This is a genomic window from Streptomyces sp. NPDC045026 (genome assembly GCF_056432625.1).
In genome coordinates this window covers 44,392-62,389 of the sequence record NZ_JBWKIS010000021.1, presented here as the reverse complement: position 1 = coordinate 62,389, position 17,998 = coordinate 44,392, and the positions used below count along the sequence as shown (strand labels likewise).

At 70.8% G+C, this 17,998-nt stretch carries 17 protein-coding genes; 8 read left to right on the top strand and 9 right to left on the bottom strand.

Going from position 1 to position 17,998, the window contains the following annotated elements; translation table 11 throughout:
* Positions 1-28 precede the first annotated feature (28 nt).
* Positions 29-736 (bottom strand): hypothetical protein, encoded by a 708-nt coding sequence (locus AC07EJ_RS32910; protein WP_389475453.1) that lies wholly within the window; start codon positions 734-736, stop codon positions 29-31.
* A gap of 62 nt (positions 737-798) precedes the next feature.
* The gene (locus AC07EJ_RS32905) at positions 799-2,253 is read right to left on the bottom strand and encodes an NCS2 family permease (protein WP_389475451.1); all 1,455 of its coding nucleotides are present in this window, start codon (positions 2,251-2,253) and stop codon (positions 799-801) included.
* Positions 2,254-2,706: 453 nt separating this feature from the next.
* Between AC07EJ_RS32905 and AC07EJ_RS32900 the strand changes: the two genes are divergently transcribed.
* The gene (locus tag AC07EJ_RS32900) at positions 2,707-3,324 is read left to right on the top strand and encodes a helix-turn-helix domain-containing protein (RefSeq protein ID WP_478885638.1); all 618 of its coding nucleotides are present in this window, start codon (positions 2,707-2,709) and stop codon (positions 3,322-3,324) included.
* A gap of 78 nt (positions 3,325-3,402) precedes the next feature.
* Here AC07EJ_RS32900 and AC07EJ_RS32895 read toward each other — a convergent pair whose 3' ends face one another.
* On the bottom strand, positions 3,403-4,200 hold the full coding sequence (locus AC07EJ_RS32895; RefSeq protein WP_478885637.1) for an HAD family acid phosphatase: 798 nt from the start codon (positions 4,198-4,200) through the stop codon (positions 3,403-3,405).
* Between the two features lie 107 nt (positions 4,201-4,307).
* Positions 4,308-4,916, bottom strand: coding sequence for a TIGR03086 family metal-binding protein (locus tag AC07EJ_RS32890; protein WP_478885636.1), 609 nt, complete (start codon positions 4,914-4,916; stop codon positions 4,308-4,310).
* 171 nt (positions 4,917-5,087) lie between these two features.
* Between AC07EJ_RS32890 and AC07EJ_RS32885 the strand changes: the two genes are divergently transcribed.
* On the top strand, positions 5,088-6,266 hold the full coding sequence (locus AC07EJ_RS32885) for an MFS transporter (protein ID WP_478885635.1): 1,179 nt from the start codon (positions 5,088-5,090) through the stop codon (positions 6,264-6,266).
* Here the strand turns inward: AC07EJ_RS32885 and AC07EJ_RS32880 are convergent.
* From AC07EJ_RS32880 to AC07EJ_RS32870, 3 genes are all read right to left on the bottom strand, one after another.
* On the bottom strand, positions 6,241-7,593 hold the full coding sequence (locus tag AC07EJ_RS32880) for a S28 family serine protease (protein WP_389475441.1): 1,353 nt from the start codon (positions 7,591-7,593) through the stop codon (positions 6,241-6,243). The two genes, AC07EJ_RS32885 and AC07EJ_RS32880, sit on opposite strands and share 26 nt — an antisense overlap.
* A 108-nt stretch (positions 7,594-7,701) precedes the next feature.
* Entirely contained in the window at positions 7,702-8,865 is a 1,164-nt protein-coding gene (locus AC07EJ_RS32875; RefSeq protein WP_389475439.1) for a hypothetical protein, read from the bottom strand.
* Positions 8,862-9,812 (bottom strand): 5-dehydro-4-deoxyglucarate dehydratase, encoded by a 951-nt coding sequence (locus AC07EJ_RS32870; RefSeq protein WP_389475437.1) that lies wholly within the window; start codon positions 9,810-9,812, stop codon positions 8,862-8,864. The genes AC07EJ_RS32875 and AC07EJ_RS32870 overlap by 4 nt, the downstream gene beginning before the upstream one ends.
* Positions 9,813-10,042: 230 nt before the next feature.
* Between AC07EJ_RS32870 and AC07EJ_RS32865 the strand changes: the two genes are divergently transcribed.
* The gene (locus AC07EJ_RS32865) at positions 10,043-10,852 is read left to right on the top strand and encodes an NAD-dependent epimerase/dehydratase family protein (protein ID WP_389475435.1); all 810 of its coding nucleotides are present in this window, start codon (positions 10,043-10,045) and stop codon (positions 10,850-10,852) included.
* A gap of 9 nt (positions 10,853-10,861) precedes the next feature.
* On the opposite strand, the gene lysA is transcribed toward AC07EJ_RS32865, so the two are convergent.
* On the bottom strand, positions 10,862-12,202 hold the full coding sequence (gene lysA / locus AC07EJ_RS32860; protein WP_478885634.1) for a diaminopimelate decarboxylase: 1,341 nt from the start codon (positions 12,200-12,202) through the stop codon (positions 10,862-10,864).
* A 13-nt stretch (positions 12,203-12,215) separates the two neighbouring features.
* Entirely contained in the window at positions 12,216-12,518 is a 303-nt protein-coding gene (locus tag AC07EJ_RS32855) for an SAV_915 family protein (RefSeq protein WP_389475430.1), read from the bottom strand.
* A gap of 477 nt (positions 12,519-12,995) precedes the next feature.
* Between AC07EJ_RS32855 and AC07EJ_RS32850 the strand changes: the two genes are divergently transcribed.
* From AC07EJ_RS32850 to AC07EJ_RS32830, 5 genes are all read left to right on the top strand, one after another.
* Positions 12,996-13,757: a DeoR/GlpR family DNA-binding transcription regulator gene (locus AC07EJ_RS32850; RefSeq protein ID WP_478885633.1), complete on the top strand. Its 762-nt coding sequence runs from the start codon at positions 12,996-12,998 to the stop codon at positions 13,755-13,757.
* A 97-nt stretch (positions 13,758-13,854) separates the two neighbouring features.
* Positions 13,855-15,225, top strand: coding sequence for an ABC transporter substrate-binding protein (locus AC07EJ_RS32845; protein ID WP_478885632.1), 1,371 nt, complete (start codon positions 13,855-13,857; stop codon positions 15,223-15,225).
* Complete coding sequence (locus tag AC07EJ_RS32840; RefSeq protein ID WP_362908043.1) at positions 15,222-16,157, top strand: carbohydrate ABC transporter permease; 936 nt, start codon at positions 15,222-15,224, stop codon at positions 16,155-16,157. The genes AC07EJ_RS32845 and AC07EJ_RS32840 overlap by 4 nt, the downstream gene beginning before the upstream one ends.
* The gene (locus tag AC07EJ_RS32835) at positions 16,154-16,984 is read left to right on the top strand and encodes a carbohydrate ABC transporter permease (protein WP_383886223.1); all 831 of its coding nucleotides are present in this window, start codon (positions 16,154-16,156) and stop codon (positions 16,982-16,984) included. The genes AC07EJ_RS32840 and AC07EJ_RS32835 overlap by 4 nt, the downstream gene beginning before the upstream one ends.
* Positions 16,981-17,970 (top strand): zinc-dependent alcohol dehydrogenase family protein, encoded by a 990-nt coding sequence (locus tag AC07EJ_RS32830; RefSeq protein ID WP_389475423.1) that lies wholly within the window; start codon positions 16,981-16,983, stop codon positions 17,968-17,970. Before AC07EJ_RS32835 ends, AC07EJ_RS32830 begins: the two co-directional genes overlap by 4 nt.
* Positions 17,971-17,998 lie beyond the last annotated feature (28 nt).

Below are 17,998 nucleotides of genomic sequence, written 5' to 3'. Positions count from 1 at the left end.
CACGTGTTCCGGCCCACCGCCGTGTCGGCTAACGGCGCCGGCCCCGTACCGCCCAGGCCGTCACCGGCGGCACCAGCGCTCCCACCAGCAGACCCACCGCGAGACCGACGCCGAAGCCTGTGCCGGTGCTCGCCGCCACCACGGCAGCGGCGACGAGGGCCAGGGCGCCGCCCAGGAGTACGTAGCCGCGCCGGCGCCCCGGGAACGTGGGGCGCCGCGGGGCCGGTGGCGGTTCGGTCGGCGCGGGCTCCGGGCCGGCGCCGACCGCCTTCTCACGCTTGAACCACGCGTACACGACCCAGCTGCCGCACGGCTCCCAGCCGTCGGGCGCGAGCCGCTCGCCGACCCCGGTGACCAGCTCGCGGGTGACCAGCTCGCGCCGGTACTCCCAGCGCCGCGGCCGCTCCGGGTCGCGATGACTGACGAAACGGCCGAGCGGGTCGACCCGCTCGACCTCCCAGCCCTCCTCGCCGAAGCGGTTGAGCAGGTCCTCGTCGGCGTAGGTGTCGGCGAGCCAGCGCCAGGTCTCCAGGTGCTCGTCGGCGAGGACGGCGGACCCGGACGGGGCGAGGCGCCGGGCGAACGCGTCGACCGGGCCGAACGCCATCTCCGGGTCCGCTCCCCCGGACCGCGCCAGATACGCCGCGAGATCGGCGACGACAGCCGCGACATGGTCCGGTGCAAGCCCGTGCGCCTCGCGCAGCAGCTCCGCGAGGCGGTCGAGATAGCCGGTCACGACACACGAGCCTAGATCACGGCCCTACACCTTCACTTGGCTGCACTTGGCTGCACTTGGCTTCACTTGACGCCGAGCAGCTGCTCCACGGGGTCGATCGCGAAGTACACGAGGAAGAGCGCGGCCGCGCCCCACAGCAGCCAGTGCACCTCGCGCGCCTTGCCGAGGGACGCCTTGATGACGACGTACGAGACGAAGCCCGCGCCGATGCCGTTGGTGATGGAGTACGTGAACGGCATGACGGCGATGGTCAGGAACGCCGGGATGGCGATCTCGAACCGCTCCCAGTCGATGTGCTTGACCTGCGTCATCATCAGGAAGCCGACCGCGATCAGGGCGGGCGCCGCGGCCTGCATCGGCACGATCGTCAGGACCGGGGTGAGGAACAGGGCGAGGGCGAACAGGCCGCCGGTGACCAGGTTCGCGAAGCCGGTGCGCGCGCCCTCTCCGACACCCGCGGCCGACTCGACGTACGTGGTCGCCGAGGAGGCGGAGGCGGCGCCGCCCGCGACGGCGGCCACGCTGTCGATGAACAGCACCCGGCCGACGTTCGGCACCTGGCCGCGCTCGTCGAGCAGTCCGGCCTCGGCCGTGATGCCGACGACGGTGCCCATGGTGTCGAAGAAGTCGGACAGGATCAGGGTGAAGACGAACAGCACGACCGTGAGCGCGCCCACCTGGTCGAAGGCACCGAACAGATCGAAGTGACCGAGGAGGCCGAAGTCCGGAGTGGCGACGAGCTTGTCCGGCACCTGGGGCACGGTGAGCCCCCAGGACTTGACGTCGGCGAGCTCGTTGACCGCGATGGCGACCAGTGTCATCGCCACGATGCTGATGAGGATGGCGCCCTTCACCTTGCGGGCGAGCAGCACGATCGTCAGGAGCACCCCGGCGCAGAACACCAGCATGGGCCAGCCGGTCAGGGTGCCGGTGCCGAGCTGTACCGGCACGGTGGTGTTCGCGACGTCCGGAATGCGGGTGACGAAACCGGAGTCGACGAAACCGATGAAGGCGATGAACAGGCCGATGCCGACACTGATGGCCTGCTTGAGCGGCTGCGGAATGGCGTGCATGACCGCCTCGCGCAGGCCCGTCAGGACCAGGACACAGATCAGCAGGCCCTCGAGCACGATGAGCCCCATCGCGTCGTCCCAGGACATCTGGGGCGCGAGCTGGAAGGCGACGACGGCGTTGAGCCCGAGGCCTGCCGCGAGGGCCAGCGGCAGATTGCCGCCGACGCCCATGATCACGGTCATCACCGCGGCCACGAGGGCCGTGGCGGTGACGAGTTGGACCGGATCGAGCTGGTCGCCGAACTTGTCCTTGGTGCTGCCGAGGATGATCGGGTTGAGGACGAGGATGTACGCCATCGTGAAGAACGTGGCGAATCCGCCGCGTATCTCCCTGCCGAACGTCGAACCGCGCTCCGATATACGGAAGTAGCGGTTGACGGCACTGCCCGATCCCGCGGGGGGCGCGGTGGCGGAATTCACCGGGCCGGTCGCGCTGGTCTGCATGACTTCTCCAGGCTCTACAGCGATCTGAGGATCCAGAGATCCAGGGATCCGGCGTGCCGTACCGCACGCCAGGGACAACTCGCTCGTGGGATTCACCCATCACCGCACCGTGTGAGCCATGGGTGAACACCCACACGGGCGAGACCGGATCATACGCGCGCTTACGGGGACCGAATTCCCGCCGAAGGGGCACTTGTTCAGGGTATTTACCGACAACGGAGCATCACATTCCGCCAAAAGAACTCCCTGGGATCCCCCGAGCCGCCCCCATCTCCTGTCGGTTCCTACGAAATCCTGTTTCCGCTGTCCGCCTAAGTCGTGATTGCAGTGGAACAGTCGAAAACCGGCCAAGAGAACACTCCTTACTCTGTGCTGGTGCATCGTCACCCGACAGCGGATCCGACACCCCCCTTCAACGCCCGAGCCGCACGCACCATGCGGGAGAGCCTTGGGATGGCTCCAGGTCACGTGGCGTACGGCATGCGCGCGTCGTACGGAATGAGTCACGTCACCGCGGACCACATCACCGCCTGGGAGCGCGGCACCGCGCTGCCCACCTCGACCGAACTCACCGCGCTGGCGGGTGCGTTGTGGTGCGCGCCCAACCAGCTCATCGGCGCCCCGCGGACCTTGCGGGAGCATCGTCTTGCCCGCGGTCTGGCCGTCGAGGACGTGGCCCGCGGCGTCGGCCTCGACGTCGGCGCGTACCAGCAGATGGAGGCGACCGGTCAGTGGGGTGGCAACAACCGCCAGTCCGCGGCGCTGGCCTCTGTACTCTCCCTGGCCCCAAGGGACCTGATCACCGTCACGGGCCGCGAGGACGACCTGGCGCGGCTGCTGCGGGACGCCGTCAGCACCCGCTGGCAGGCACACGTCCGCGCGATCGCCAAGCTGCTCTCGATGGAGCGCCGTGACCTCGACGGCGCGTTGCGCGAGATGCACCAGGAGTACCAGACCCTGATGACGGCGACGCTGAGCCGGGCAGGCGGCTCGGTCGCCTCGGGCGAGGCGGGCCAGCGCTATCTCGACGACATCGTGGACCACTTCTGGCACAGGGTCCCGACCGCGTAGCTGCCGCGACCCACAGGAGCGCCGGCGGCGCGTACCGGTAGCCGACACGGTGCACCGCCGACGCTCGCTGCTGTGCGACTAGCTGACGTAGTACGTCGGGTTCGGGAACTTGTACGTCTTGTCGGCGTAGCCGCCCTCGAGGTCGGAGTACTGGTCGCCGAAGTTGGCGACGACGTCGTAGCCGAGCGACTCGATGTGCTTGCGGGTGCCGGACTTGTACTGCACGGTCGTGCAGTTCCAGGCGCCCGCGGTGGCGCAACCGTTCAGGTACGCGGGCGGGTTGGCCTTGTCCTTCAGGAACATGTGGGCGGCGTCGAGGTTGACGTCGATGCCGACCTTCTTGAGGTTCTCCACGGCGGCGGCGCGCTGGTCCTCGCTCAGCCCGGAGTTGTAGAAGACCTCGACGCCCTTGGACTGCGCGTACGCGATGAGTCCGGGCGTCCCGAACACGGCGGGCCGGTCCGCCTTGGCGACGTACTCCTTCCAAGTGGCGTCGTTGTAGACGTAGTTGGTCTTCTTCTCGTAGTCGAGACTGAGGAGAAGGGTGTCGTCGATGTCGAAGACGACGGCGGCCCTGTCGCCCTTGTGGTGGTGCCGAGCGGCGGCCTTGGCGATCTGCTTCTTGGCCCCGGCCTCGATGCGACCGAGGTCCTGGGCGTACTGGCTGGACGGAGAGGCCTGGTAGACGCCGTCCCCGTCGAGGGAGGTGCCGTAGTAGGAGTCGATCTCCTTCACGAGCTGCCCGATGTTCTTGGGCTCGGCGGTGGCGTGCTGCGAGGCCGACCCGGCGGTGGCGACCCCTGTCCCGTAGAGGGCAATACCCGCGAGAGCCACGGAGGCCGCGACGGCGGCGGAGATGCGTGTGGTCTTATGCATGACAGGTTTCTACGCGCGTCACACGCACGAACGCGAGACACTTTGCCCGATCGATATCTGATCCGGCCAAGCCCCGGCCAACTGGGCCGGACACAACTCCCCTGACGTCAGGCGGCAGGCTTCCACCCCGGATCGCGGCCGCTCAGGCCCACCACCCGGTCGAGCGGAGTCGCGGCGTCGTCCACCTGGACCACCGGGCCGAAGATGGCGGGGCGGGGACCTTCGGCGGACTGGACGAGGAACGCGTGAGCCGCCTGCAGCGCCGCCTCGTCAGGTGCGTACTCTTGCCCCGTGGCCTTCGCCAGGTCCCAGGAGTGCACGACGAGTTCGTCCAGGGCTACGAGCGCCGCCACCGCGCCGGGCAGGTCGACCCCGCCGGCCCGGGTCATCCCCTGCCAGGCCTCCGGGTCGCGCCAGGTCTCCGCGAGTTCGTCGAGCGCCTTGGCCAGGGCGTCGCGCCAGCCGTCCGTGATGTCGGGCAGGTACGCCGTGGGGCTCGTGTCCGTCGTCGGTCCCAGGTTCTTGCGTCCGGCGTCGCTGAAGGCGACGGTCAGTCCGAGGATGTGCCCGAGCAGGTTGTGCACCTGGTACTCCGGACACGGGGTGGCCAGGCCCAGCTGGTCCTCGCCCACTCCGTCCGCGAGGCGCGCCACGATCCGTGTCTGCGGGCCGAAGTCCACCATCTGCTGCGCCGTCCGGTCGGTCGCGTCGGTCATGCCGGCTCCTTGATTCAGGACTCGCAATGTCAGGACTCGCATTGCGTACTCACAGGACTTGCATTGCGTACTTACCTGTAGACCCCGGCGCCGCCCGAAACTCATCGCCGCACCCGCATAAGGCATCCTCCCGATCCACCGCCGGGGGCCTTAGCACCACGATGACCTGGCATGACGTCCTCTCCTACCACTACACGGGGCGCCTCTCGGCTGCTCCTCGCCGGCATCGTCGTCTCCGGATTCGGGACGTCCGCCATGTGGCTGGCCGCCGGGATCTGGGTGAAGGATCTGACCGGCTCGGACAGCCTCGCCGCGCTGTGCGCCTTCGCACTGTGGGCGCCCACGCTCGCCGGTCCCCTGCTCGGCACGGTCGCCGACCGCACCCGCCGACGGCCGCTCCTCGTCGCCGCGAACCTGGGCCTCGGACTGCTGCTCCTGTCGCTGCTCGCCGTCGACTCGGCGGGCCGGCTGTGGATCCTGTTCGCGGTCCTCGTGGTGTACGGGGCGTGCGGGGTCGTCACCGACGCGGCCGAGGCCGCCCTCGTACCGGCCGTCGTCGGCAGGGAGTCGCTCGGCGGCTTCAACGGGCTGCGGATGACGGCCAACGAGGGCATGAAACTCGTCGCCCCGCTCGCGGGCGCGGGCCTCTTCGCGGTGTACGGGGGTGCGGGCGTGGCCCTCCTCGACGCCGCGACCTTCGCCGCCGCGGCCGGGGTGTACGCGCGGCTCCGGGTCCGGGAGCCCGCGCCGGCCCGCCCCGCCGCGAGCGTGTGGGCCCGCACCTCGGCGGGCGTACGCGCGCTGTGGCGGCAGGAGCAGCTGCGCCCCCTCGTCCTGGCCGCCGCGGTCACCATGCTGCTGGCGGGCCTGAACGGCGCCGCGCTCTACGCGGTCGTCGACGGCGGCCTCGGCCGCTCCCCCTCGTACGCGGGCGTCCTGTACGCGGTGCAGGGCGCCGGGTCGGTCGTGGCCGGGCTCGCCGCGGGAGGGCTCCTGCGGCGGCTCGGCGAGCGCGGGTTCGCGGCGGCGGGCATCGCCCTGTTCGCGGCGGGCGCGGGCCTGCGCGCGCTCCCCTGCGACGCGGTGGCGCTCGGGTGCAGCGCCGCGATCGGCATGGGCCTGCCGTGCGTCCTGATCGCGGCGCTCACCGCGGTCCAGCGCGAGACCCCGGACGCGCTCGTCGGCCGCACCGTGGCGACCGCGAACACGCTGATGTTCGCGCCGAACGCGGTGGCCCTGGCGATGGGCGCGGGCCTCGTCGCGGTCGTGGACCACCGCGTCCTGCTGCCGCTGCTCGGCGCGGCCGGACTCGTGCTCGCGTGCGCTACTGCACGCCGGCCCAGCGCTTGATCGTGGCGACGGCCTCGGCCTGTTCGTCCGCGGGCAGCTTGGCGATGGACGCGCCGTGGTTGGAACCGGGCACGACATAGCGGTACGAGTCGTGCTTGCTCGGGGTGAACTTCTCGGCGCTCCACGGGTCGTTCTGCCCGTAGACGAACATCATCCGCTCGCCGCGCGTCTTCACCCACTTGTCGACGCCGGAGATCGCCGAGCCGTCGTAGGTGCCGCGCATCGCGGCGGGCAGGACGGAGTTGGGCTGGTAGATGTCCGGGTAGTGGCGGACGTCCTTGAGGTGCTTGAACTTGAGGTCGGCCCAGCCGAGTTGGGTGGCGGCCTGCCGGTAGTAGGGCCCGGTGCCGTTCGTGCCGAGGGTTTCGTCCTGGTAGACGCTGAAGCCGTGCCCCTTCGACCAGGTGTAGAGCTCGTCGTCGGTGGCCTTCCTGGCATCGGGCACGGTCGGGCAGTCGTCGATCGTGCCGCTCTGCCAGAAGTTCCAGACCTGGTCGAGTACGGCGAACTCGTAGGCCCTGTCGGTGGTTCCGAGGGTCTCCTCGAAGGTGTCACCGGCCGCCGCCGCGTCGGCCTCGAACTTGGGGATGAGGGCGTCGCGGCGCACCAGCATCTCGCGCTGCACGGCGTTCAGGGCGGCGCGGCACTCGGGTGTGCCGACGGTCCTGAAGAAGTTCTCGTAGCCGCTGTCGTCCTTGTTGTTCGCGTCGTTCGGGGCGACGAACGCGACGACGGCGTCGAGGTCCTTCGGGTAGAAGCGCTCGTGGAACGTGGCGGTCATGCCGCCCTTGCTGCCTCCCGTGCCGAGCCACTTGCCCTTCTCGATGGTGCGCAGGGCCTGCGTGACGCGGTGCTCGTCGCCGGCTTCCTGCCAGACGGTGAGCTTCGACCAGTCGTCGCCCGCCGCGCCCCCGGGGCGGGACTCGGCGAAGTAGCGGTGCTCGATCGAGACCTGGTTGGCGTCGAGCAGCTTGGTGATCTCGCGGGTGCTGGAGGAGAGGGTGTAGCCGCCGGTGTAGAAGACGGTGGGCTTGGCGGCCGCCTTGTGCCAGAGCGTGAGGCGCTGTGTGAACGTGCCCGCCTTCGGGTTGCGGTGGTCGACCGGCTGCGCGTAGGTGAGCGTGTAGAAGGGGTAGCCCTCCTTGTCGGTCACCGAGACGACCGACATTCCGGGGATGGCCGCCAACTGTGCCTGGATGTCCTCCTGTTGGGCGGCGGTACCGGCCACGTCCGCCTGTGCCGCCGCCGCGGGGAGCGTCCCGCCGAGCACCGCCGCGCCCGCCATCATCCCCGCGCACAGCAGCGCGGCTGCCCCCTGACTACGCACCTGACCGCGAGCCTGTCTGCGGCCCTGGCTCCGCCCCTCGTTACGCACGCGCACCTCGTGTCCCCTCCGTAGGAAGCGTCGATTGTGGTGCGCGGATGGTAACCGCTTTCAGGCGAGGTCCGACAGGCCCTCCGCGATCAGCTCCAGATCACTGTCCGAAGCCAACCCGGCGTGATAGAGCCGCAGTTCGTCGGCGCCGAGTCCGGCGGCGCGCCGGGCGTCGGCGGCGAGCGTGCCGGGGCTGCCGCCCATCCCGGCGACCACGGTGAGGTTGGCGGCCACGACTCCCCTGCCCTGGGCGGCGAAGGGGGCTATGAGTCCGGGGCCGCCGGTGCACGGCACGACCACGCCGTCCGCGACGGCGAGGATGTGCGCCGGGTCCACGCCCGCGTTCGCCCCGCAGTGGTACGACGCCGGGTCGGCGTGCAGCAGGATCCGGAAGCCGTCCGGGGCCTGCGCGCGGACCGCGGCGACGGCGTCCTCCTGGAGGGTGCGGGCGACACCGTCGCGCCACGCGCGCGTGCCCGCCGCCGCGCGCACCCCGAGCAGTTTCTCGATCGCCTCCCAGCCGCCGTCCTGGGTACCGTCCCCGCGCCACAGGGGTTCCAGCGCGCGCCGGACTTCGCCCGCCAGCTCCTCGGCGTCCAGGCCCTGCCGGCCGTATCCGGCGCGGCACGAGGGGCAGAAGCAGAGCGACATCAGGTACTGGCCCGCGTCGCCGAGGCCGACGCCCGCGGTCTTGTCGTGGGCGTGCAGATGCGCGAGCCCGTACCAGCCGAGGGATTCGAGTTCGGTGCCCTGCGCGCCGGGCCGCACGGCCGCCTCCGCCGCCAGGTCGACGAGGTACGCGCGCGTGGCGGGCTGAGCGATGCAGGGGGCCCACGGGTAGCGGTCGCCGTAGGCGTTGACGACGGAGGTGTGCGGATGCTCCGCGCCCAGGCGGGAGTTGTGGGCGAGGACGACCCAGGTGTGGACGTCGAGCCCGGCGCCCGCGAGCGCCTCGGCGGCCCGCCCGAAGGCGTCGCCGGGCGCCCAGTCCCCCGCCTCGTACGGCCGCAGGTCCCGGCCCTGCCAGCGGCCGCCCGGCGGATAGAGGACCGCGGCGTGTTCGGCCGTGACGACGCGGTGGTGCGGGTGACGGGGCGTCAGGGCGCGGGTGGAGTGGTAGGCGGAGGCCAGGGTGGCCTGCTGGACGCCGAGGCCGGCGATGCGGCAGGCGGCTTCGGGGTCGCCGTTGACGTCCCAGGGGTAGACGAAGGCGGACGCCCTCACGCCTGGTCCCCCGTCTCCGCCAGGAGCGCGCGGCCGCGCTCGACGATGGCGGCGAGCTGCTTGACGTGCTCGTCGGTGGGCTCGTGCAGGGGCGGGCGGACCTCGCCGACGTCGAGGCCGGTGAGCCGGACCCCGGCCTTGACGAGGGAGACGGCGTAGCCGCGGCCTTCGTTGCGGAGTTCGACGAGCGGCCGGTAGAAGCCGTCGAGGAGGCGGTTGGCCGTGGTGTCGTCGCCGGTGCGCAGGGCCGTGTGGAAGGCGAGGGCGATGTCGGGGGCGAAGCAGAACACGGCGGAGGAGTAGAGGCCGACGCCGATGCCGCGGTAGGCGAGGCCGGTGAGTTCGGCGGTGGGCAGGCCGTTGAAGTAGAGGAAGTCGGTGAGCCCCTCGGCGCGTACGGCGCTGATGGTGCGCTGGAGCAGGTCGAGGTCGCCGAGGCCGTCCTTGAGGCCGAGGATCTTGGGGTGGCGGGCGAGGGCGATGACGGTCGCCGGCGTGAACACGGCGTTGTCGCGCTGGTAGACGATGATCTCCAGGGAGGTCGCGTCGGCCAGCTCCGAGTAGTGGCGCAGCAGGCCCTCCTGGCCGGCGACCACGAGGTAGGGCGGCATCGCGAGGAGCCCGTCGGCGCCGGCTTCCTCGGCGAGGCGCGCGTAGCGCACGGCGAGGGCCGTGCCGTACCCGGCGCCCGCGACGACCGGCACCCGTCCCGCGGTCTCCTCGACGGCTGCGGCCACGCACGCCTGGAACTCCTCGGGGGTCAGGGCGTGGAACTCGCCCGTTCCGCAGCACGCGAAGACGGCGGCGGCACCGGCCTCGACGCCCTGGCGCACATGAGTGCGGAAGGTGTCGAGGTCGAGGGTGCCGTCGGGCCCGAAGGCGGTGACCGGGAAGAACAGCGGCCCGCTGGGGATGCTGAGTCGAGCGGCGAGAGGGGCTGACGTCACGGGCTCTCCCTGTGCGTGCACGGTTCTGATTTGCGTCTATATTTCTGAACACGCTCACGCTAATCCGCCCCCGGGGCGTGGGTCAAGCACGCAAACTCGCATCCTGGCAACGGATTTCGAGCCTCCGCGAGGGCCTTGACTCCCCCCGGAGGCAATCTTTAGCGTGTCCACGGTTGTGAATTCCGTGCATGAATACGGCCATCTGGCTGACCATCCGAGGAGACCCCCGCATGCCCGCTCCCCGCACCGTCCTGCTCACCGGAGCCGCCGGCGGCCTCGGCACCCTGATGCGCGGACTGCTCCCGGCCTACGGCTACGAGTTGCGCCTCCTCGACGCCCGCCCGATCGAGGGCGAGCCGGACGCGATCACGGCCGATCTCGCGGACCGGGACGCCCTGCGCGAGGCCGTGCGCGGCGTCGACGCGATCATCCATCTCGCGGGCATCTCCCTGGAGTCCACCTTCGACAAGATCCTCAAGGCGAACATCGAAGGGCTCTACAACCTCTACGAGGCCGCGCGCGAGGAAGGCGTGCGCCGCATCGTGTTCGCCTCGTCGAACCACGCGATCGGCTACACGCCCCGCCCCACGGACGGCGAACCGCGCGTGCCCATCGACACGCCCCGCCGCCCCGACACCTACTACGGCCTGTCCAAGTCGTTCGGCGAGGACCTCGCGCAGTTCTACTGGGACAAGTTCGGCCAGGAGACCGTGTCCGTGCGCATCGGCTCGTGCTTCATGGAGCCGACGAACGTACGGATGATGTCCGTGTGGCTGAGTCCGGGCGACGGCGCGAGGCTCTTCGACGCCGCGATCAGGGCCGAGGGCGTCGGGCACGCCGTCGTCTACGGCTCGTCCGACAACACGCGCGTGTGGTGGGACCTCTCCTCGGCGCGGGCACTCGGTTACGAGCCGCAGGACGACTCGGAGCAGTACGCCGAGAAGCTGCTCGCCGAGTTCGGTGAGCTGGACCCGGCCAACCCCGACCACACGCGGATGGGCGGGCACTTCGTGACGAACCCGCCCATCTGGCCGTACTGAGGGGGCAGTTCACAGCCCTATGTCGCGGCTCCTGAGGTCCTCCGCCGACTCGCGGCGCACCAGGAGCCTGGCGCGCCCGTCCGCCACGGCGACGACGGGCGGCCGTCCCACCAGGTCGTAGCCGGACGCCATCGACAGGTGGTAGGCACCCGCCACGGGCACGGCAAGGAGGTCCCCGGGCCTTACGTCGTCGGGCAGCGGCACGTCCGAGGCGAGCACGTCGCCCGCCTCGCAGTGCCGGCCGACGACCGTCACGGGGCGCGTGGCCGCCGTGGAACGCCTGCCGACCAGGCGGGGCGCGTAACGGACGCCGTAGAGCGCCGGCCTCGGGTTGTCGCTCATGCCGCCGTCGACGGCGACGAAGACGCGGGCGCCGGTGCGCTTCACCGCGAGCACCCGGTACAGGGCTACACCCGCGCGGGCGACGACGGCCCGGCCCGGCTCGACGGCGAGGCGCGGCACGGGAAGGTCCGACTGCGCGCAGGCGTCGGCGAGTTCGCGGCGCACGCGGCGGGCCAGCTCCGGCACGTCCAGCGGGTGCTCGCCGGGCCGGTGGGCGACCGCGTGGCCGCCGCCGATGTCGAGTTCGGGCAGCGTGATCCCGTGCCGGTCCCGGATGCGGGCCATCAGGCCGACGAGGTGGCGCACGGCGACGACGTACGGCTTCACGGTGTCGATCTGCGAGCCGATGTGGCAGTGCAGTCCGGTCAGTTCGAGCCCCGGCTGCTCGACGAGGCGTGTCACGGCGTGCATCGCGGAGCCGTCGGCGATGGACAGGCCGGACTTCTGGTCGTCCGTCCCGGTGCGGATCGCGGCGTGCCCGCCCGCGGCGACGCCCGGCACGACGCGCGCCATGACGCGCTGCCGGGTGCCCCGGGGGACGTACGCGGCGAGGCGGGCGATCTCGGAGGTCGAGTCGACGACGATGCGGCCCACGCCCTGCCGCAGGGCCGCGCGCAGGTCGTCGGGCCTCTTGGCGTGGCCGTGGAAGACGATCCGCTCGGGCGGCAGGCCGGCGATGACGGCGAGTTCCAGCTCGCCCGCCGAGCACACGTCGAGCCCGAGGCCCTCCTCGTGGACCCAGTGGACCATCGCGCGGCACAGGAAGGCCTTGGCCGCGTAGAGGACGTCGGCGTTGGGGAAGGCGCTGCGGTAGGCACGGCAGCGTTCACGCACGTCCGTCTCGTCGAGTACATGGACGGGGGTGCCGAACTGCTCGGCCACGTCGAGGAGTTCGACCCCGGAGACGGTCGGGTCGCCGTGCGGGCCCCGGACGGTGGTGGCGGGCCAGACGGAGAGATCGTCGGGCGACTGCGCGGGGATGGTGGTGGCGACGGTGGTGACGGCCATGTGGACCGGCCCCTCAGCCGCGGCGGCCGGCGGTCGCGGCCGCCGGGTGCGGGTCGACGGTGAGCTCGGTGACGCCCACGGGTCCGGTGAGGGCCCGCAGGGCGGGTTCGGCGAGCCTGATCCACGGCTGCTGAGGGCCGAGCACGTCGACGAGGAGGCGCTCGCTGGTGAATGCGACAGCGGTGCGGCCGCCGAGCGCGGTGCGGAAGAGGCGGGTCGCGCAGGTCCCGGGTCCCGGCCGGACGGGGACGAACAGAGGTCCGACCGGGGTGGGTTCGCAGGGCTCGGCGTCGTCGGCTTCGATGCGGTCGTTCACGGCTGCTCCTGGGTGATGACGAGAGAGCGCCGTCCGAGGAAAGGGCGCTCCGGCAGTGACGTTATGCCCACCGGGCCCCTCTCCGGCCCCGCCGATGACGCGCTGTTGACGCCTTCTCGGCACTCCTTGACGCAAAGCGAACGCGGCAGGCGGGCAGCGAACGGGCGGCCGCGGTCCCCCGAACGGGCATCGCCGTGCCCGCTTACGCGTGCCGCCCCAGGTCCGCGGCGGGCAGACGCCGGTGCGAACGGGCACAGACGGGCAGCATCGGACCGGTAACGAACCTGGTCACGGCCGCGGGCCCGCTGTACAAATTTCCCAGAGTCATCGCAGGGCCCGAACGGGCGGCGGAACCGGACACCGGGCAGAGCCGCACAACCCGGACCGCACAAGTCCGGACTGCACGGCCCGGACTGCACAACCTGGGCTGCACAGCCCGGACCGCACAGCAAGGACCCGCACAGAGAGGTGCACAGCATGAGCGCGGAGGAACGCCAGCGGGAGATCGTGCGCGCCGCACGCCGCACCGGCTCCGTCGACGTCACCGTGCTCGCGGCCGAACTGGGCGTCGCGAAGGAGACCGTGCGGCGCGACCTGCGGGCCCTGGAGGACCACGGGCTGGTGCGGCGCACGCACGGCGGCGCCTATCCCGTGGAGAGCGCCGGGTTCGAGACGACGCTCGCCTTCCGCACCACCATGCACGTCCCGGAGAAGCGCCGGATCGCCGCCGCGGCGGCCGAGCTGCTCGGGGACGCGGAGACCGTCTTCGTCGACGAGGGGTTCACGCCCCAGCTCATCGCCGAGGCCCTGCCGCGGGACCGGCCGCTCACCGTGGTCACCGCGTCGCTGGCCACGGCGGGGGCGCTCGCGGAGGCGGACAACATGACGGTGCTGCTGCTCGGCGGCAGGGTGCGGTCCGGCACCCTCGCCACGGTCGACCACTGGACGACGAAGATGCTCGCCGGGTTCGTGATCGACCTGGCGTACATCGGCGCCAACGGCATCTCGCGTGAACACGGCCTGACCACGCCCGACCCCGCGGTCAGCGAGGTCAAGGCGCAGGCCGTGCGGGCGTCGAGGCGCACCGTGTTCGCGGGCGTGCACACCAAGTTCGGCGCGGTCAGCTTCTGCCGGTTCGCGACGGTCTCCTCGATGGAGGCGATCGTGACCAGCCTGCTGCTGCCCGCGTCCGAGGCTCACCGCTATGCGTTGCAGGGGCCCCAGGTCATCCGCGTCTGACACCCCCTGCCTGCGTACTCCGACGGGTTCCGCACACCCAGGCGTACCCCTTTCCTCCCGCTTTCTCCCCATTTGCCTCACACGTTCAGGAGCATTCATGCGAACCCAGAGCCGACGGAGGCCGCGCGCGCTGTGCGCTGCGGCCGCCGCAGGGACGCTGCTCACCCCACTGCTCTCCGGCTGCTGGGCCGGTGCCGGCGGGACCGGCTCGGGCGGTGACTCCATCAACGTCCTGATGGTGAACAACCCGCAGATGACCGAGCTGCAGAAGCTGACCGCCGCGCACTTCACCAAGGAGACGGGCATCAAGGTCAACTTCACCGTCCTGCCGGAGAACGACGTCCGCGACAAGATCAGCCAGGACTTCGCCAACCAGGCGGGCCAGTACGACGTCGCGACCCTGAGCAACTACGAGATCCCGATCTACGCCCGCAACGGCTGGCTGCACGAGCTGGGTTCGTACGCGCGCAAGGACACCGCGTACGACGAGCGGGACATCCTGAAGCCGATGCGAGAGTCGCTCACCGGGGACGACGGCAAGCTATACGGCCAGCCGTTCTACGGCGAGTCGTCCTTCCTCATGTACCGCAAGGACGTCTTCGCGAAGAAGGGCCTGCGCATGCCCGCGCACCCCACCTGGCAGCAGGTCGCCGACCTCGCCGCGAAGGCGGACGGCGCCGAGCCCGGGATGAAGGGCATCTGCCTGCGCGGTCTGCCCGGCTGGGGCGAGCTCATGGCGCCGCTGACGACGGTGGTGAACACCTTCGGGGGCACCTGGTTCGACAAGAACTGGAAGGCGCAGCTCATCTCGCCCGGATTCGAGAAGGCGACCCGCTTCTACGTGGACCTCGTCCGCAAGCACGGCGAGTCCGGAGCGGCCCAGTCCGGCTACGCGGAGTGCCTCAACAACCTCACCCAGGGCAAGACCGCCATGTGGTACGACGCCACGGCCGCCGCCGGTTCGCTCGAAGCCGCGAAGTCCCCGGTCAAGGGCAAGATCGGCTATGTACCCGCGCCGGTCGAGAAGACCGGGAGCTCGGGCTGGCTCTACACCTGGGCCTGGGGCGTGCAGAACGCCTCGCGCAACCCCGACAAGGCGTGGAAGTTCGTCTCCTGGGCGTCCGGCAAGGGCTACGAGAACCTGGTCGGCAAGGAGATCGGCTGGTCGAACGTGCCGGCCGGCAAGCGTGCCTCGACCTACGCCAACCCCGAGTACCGCAAGGAGGCCGGCGCCTTCCAGGACGTCATGCGCGCGGCCATCGAAGGGGCGCGCCCCCGCGACCCGGGCGTCCAGCCGCGGCCCGCGCCCGGCATCCAGTTCGTCGGCATCCCCGAGTTCACCGATCTCGGCACCAAGGTCTCGCAGGAGATCAGCGCGGCCATCGCCGGTCGCCAGTCGGTCGACACGGCCCTGAGGAAGTCCCAGAAGCTCGCCGACGAGATCGCGAAGGAGTACGAGGGACGATGACCGCGACCACGACCGTTCCCGTCGCCCACGCGCGCGTGGGCACCGCCAAAACCCCCGGCCGGCTGCGCGCCTGGGCCACCAGGGCCCCGCTCCTGCCCGCACTCGTGTTCATGATCGTGGTGACCCAGCTGCCCTTCGTGGCGACGCTGGTGATCTCGTTCTTCGACTGGAACGCCCTGTATCCGGACGCCCGGCACTTCGCCTGGTTCGCCAACTACAGCGACGTGCTCACCGATGCGGACCTGCGCAAGTCCGTCCTGACGACGATCCTGCTGACCGCGACGGTCGTCATCGTGAGCCTGGTCGTCGGACTCGGCCTCGCGCTGCTCCTCGACCGGAAGTTCCGCGGCCGGGGCCTCGTGCGCACGCTCCTCATCGCACCGTTCCTGCTGGTCCCCGTCGCCGCCGCGCTGCTGTGGAAGCACGTCCTGTACAACCCCGAGTACGGGCTCCTCAACGGCCTGCTGCACTACGTCGGCGGCCCCCAGCCCGACTGGATCTCCAACACCCCGCTGCTCGCCGTCGAGACGGCCCTGGTGTGGCAGTGGACGCCGTTCATGATGCTGATCCTGCTCGCGGGCCTCCAGTCCCGCTCCCCCGAACTCATCGAGGCGGCCCGCATGGACGGCGCCGGCAACTGGCAGGTCTTCCGGTATCTGACGCTGCCCCACCTGCGCCGCTACCTCGAACTGGGCGCCCTGCTCGGCTCGGTGTACATCGTGCAGAACTTCGACGCCGTCTTCACGATCACCTCGGGCGGCCTCGGCACCGCCAACCTGCCGTACACCGTCTACCAGAGCTTCTACCAGGCCCACGAGAACGGCCTCGCGTCGGCCGCCGGCGTCCTGGTCGTCATCGGCTCGATCATCATCGCGACGTTCGCGCTGCGCGTGGTGTCGTCGCTGTTCCGTGAGGAGGCGTCCCGCGCATGAATCTCCGTCTACCGCGTGTCAAAGGGCTCGGGCTCGTCGCCTGGCTCGCCGGCATCCTGTTCTTCCTGCCCATCGCCTGGATGGTGCTGACGTCCTTCCACTCGGAGGAGAACGCCGCCACCAACCCGCCCTCGTTCGCGGCCTCCCTCACCCTCGACGGCTACCGCGACTTCTTCGGCACGGCGGGCGGCCCGAGCCCGTGGCCCGCGCTCGTCAACTCGACGGTGGCGTCGCTCGCCTCGACCCTGTTCGTCCTGGTCCTGGCCCTGCCGGCCGCGTACGCACTGTCGATCCGGCCCGTGAAGAAGTGGACCGACGTCCTGTTCTTCTTCCTGTCGACGAAGATGCTCCCCGTCGTGGCGGGCCTCCTGCCGATCTACCTGTTCGCCAAGAACGCCGGGATGCTCGACAACATCTGGCTCCTGGTCATCCTCTACACGTCGATGAATCTGCCGATCGCGGTGTGGATGATGCAGTCGTTCCTCGCCGAGGTCCCGATCGCGGTCATCGAGGCCGCGCGGATCGACGGGGCGCGCCTGCCGACCCTCCTCGCGCGCGTGGTGGCCCCCATCGCCATGCCGGGCATCGCCGCGACCGCGCTGATCTGCTTCATCTTCAGCTGGAACGAACTCCTCTTCGCGCGCGTGCTCAGCGGTGTCGTCGCCCAGACCGCGCCCGTCTTCCTGACCGGCTTCATCACGAGCCAGGGCCTGTTCCTGGCGAAGGTGTGTGCCGCGTCCCTCGTTGTCTCCCTGCCGGTACTCGCCGCGGGATTCGCCGCCCAGGACAAACTGGTCCAGGGCCTGTCGTTGGGAGCTGTGAAATGAAGGCCGCCGTCATCGAGTCCGTCGGCAAGGCAGTGGTCACGGAGGTCCCCGACCCCACGCCAGGACCACGTGACGTCGTCGTGGAGGTCGCGGCGTGCGGGCTGTGCGGCACCGATCTGCACATCCTCCAGGGCGAGTTCGCGCCGACCCTGCCGGTGGTCCCCGGCCATGAGTTCGCGGGCGTGGTCGTCGGCCTCGGGCGTGACGTCCGCGAACTGTCGGTCGGCGACCGCGTCGCCGTCGACCCTTCCCTGTACTGCCACGAGTGCCGCTACTGCCGCTCGGGCCACAACAACCTCTGCGAGCGGTGGGCCGCGATCGGCGTCACCACCGCCGGCGGCGCGGCCCAGTACGCCGTCGCGCCCGTGGCCAACTGCGTACGCCTCCCGGAGCACGTCCGCACCCAGGACGCGGCCCTCATCGAGCCCCTGTCGTGCGCCGTGCGCGGCTACGACGTGCTGAACTCGCGCCTCGGCTCGCACGTGCTGATCTACGGCTCCGGGACGATGGGCCTGATGATGCTGGAGCTCGCCAAGCGGACCGGCGCCGCGAGCGTGGACGTCGTGGACCTCAACGCGGACCGGCTCGCCACCGCCCGGAAGCTGGGCGTCTCGGGGTCCGGGGCGAACGCGGACGAGCTGGACCGGCCGCAGGGCTGGGACGTCGTCATCGACGCGACGGGCAACGCGGGCGCGATCCAGGACGGTCTGGAGCGGGTCTCGAAGGCCGGAACGTTCCTCCAGTTCGGCGTCGCGGACTACGCGACGCGCGTGTCCATCGACCCGTACCGGATCTACAACCAGGAGATCACCATCACCGGCTCGATGGCCGTCCTGCACAGCTACGAGCGGGCCGCCGAACTGTTCGCGGCAGGTGTCCTCGACCCGGACGTGTTCATCAGCGACCGGCTGCCGCTCGACGCGTATCCGCAGGCGCTCGACCAGTTCGCGTCGGGCGTGGGACGCAAGATCGTGGTGGTGCCGTGAGCCATCGGTGCGAAGTCGTCGGCAGGTA

Excerpts from the sequence above, each read along its gene's own strand:
- AC07EJ_RS32900 (WP_478885638.1), top strand. The coding sequence starts at position 2,707 with ATGGCTCCAGGTCACGTGGCGTACGGCATGCGCGCGTCGTACGGAATG.
- AC07EJ_RS32890 (WP_478885636.1), bottom strand. The coding sequence starts at position 4,916 with ATGACCGACGCGACCGACCGGACGGCGCAGCAGATGGTGGACTTCGGC.
- AC07EJ_RS32845 (WP_478885632.1), top strand. The coding sequence starts at position 13,855 with ATGCGAACCCAGAGCCGACGGAGGCCGCGCGCGCTGTGCGCTGCGGCC.
- AC07EJ_RS32835 (WP_383886223.1), top strand. The coding sequence starts at position 16,154 with ATGAATCTCCGTCTACCGCGTGTCAAAGGGCTCGGGCTCGTCGCCTGG.
- AC07EJ_RS32885 (WP_478885635.1), top strand. The coding sequence starts at position 5,088 with ATGACGTCCTCTCCTACCACTACACGGGGCGCCTCTCGGCTGCTCCTC.
- AC07EJ_RS32830 (WP_389475423.1), top strand. The coding sequence starts at position 16,981 with ATGAAGGCCGCCGTCATCGAGTCCGTCGGCAAGGCAGTGGTCACGGAG.
- AC07EJ_RS32840 (WP_362908043.1), top strand. The coding sequence starts at position 15,222 with ATGACCGCGACCACGACCGTTCCCGTCGCCCACGCGCGCGTGGGCACC.
- lysA (WP_478885634.1), bottom strand. The coding sequence starts at position 12,202 with ATGGCCGTCACCACCGTCGCCACCACCATCCCCGCGCAGTCGCCCGAC.
- AC07EJ_RS32905 (WP_389475451.1), bottom strand. The coding sequence starts at position 2,253 with ATGCAGACCAGCGCGACCGGCCCGGTGAATTCCGCCACCGCGCCCCCC.
- AC07EJ_RS32895 (WP_478885637.1), bottom strand. The coding sequence starts at position 4,200 with ATGCATAAGACCACACGCATCTCCGCCGCCGTCGCGGCCTCCGTGGCT.
- AC07EJ_RS32865 (WP_389475435.1), top strand. The coding sequence starts at position 10,043 with ATGCCCGCTCCCCGCACCGTCCTGCTCACCGGAGCCGCCGGCGGCCTC.
- AC07EJ_RS32850 (WP_478885633.1), top strand. The coding sequence starts at position 12,996 with ATGAGCGCGGAGGAACGCCAGCGGGAGATCGTGCGCGCCGCACGCCGC.